Origin of the sequence: Paenibacillus sp. GbtcB18 (assembly GCF_019091125.1) — a bacterium.
GTDB classification, from domain to species: domain Bacteria; phylum Bacillota; class Bacilli; order Paenibacillales; family NBRC-103111; genus Paenibacillus_F; species Paenibacillus_F chitinolyticus.
Genome location: NZ_JAGXJX010001014.1, coordinates 1 through 229, shown reverse-complemented (window position 1 = coordinate 229; position 229 = coordinate 1). Strand labels below are relative to the sequence as shown.

Genomic DNA, 229 nt, shown 5'->3' with positions numbered 1-229 from the left:
CATTGTGGACGGGGTTGGGGACGAGAGCGAACTGGCAGCCTCCTCGCTTACAGGGGAATGGTTAAATAAACAATGGGCTAAAAAAAACGCGACCGCGGATAATGTTTTTCTCGCTCAGGTAGGCGATCAGAATAAGCTGTACGTCGATTTGTACGGTGATTCAAAAGGAGTCAGCCTGGAGAAGCCCCAGGTGGAACTGCTCTCCACACTCCGCCAGTGTACGCCAGAT

Annotated in this window: 1 pseudogene; it reads left to right on the top strand. The window is 52.0% G+C overall.

Features of this window, described 5'->3' with window-relative positions:
* A pseudogene (locus KVT34_RS31525) lies at nt 1-229 on the top strand (hypothetical protein); the annotation flags it as partial.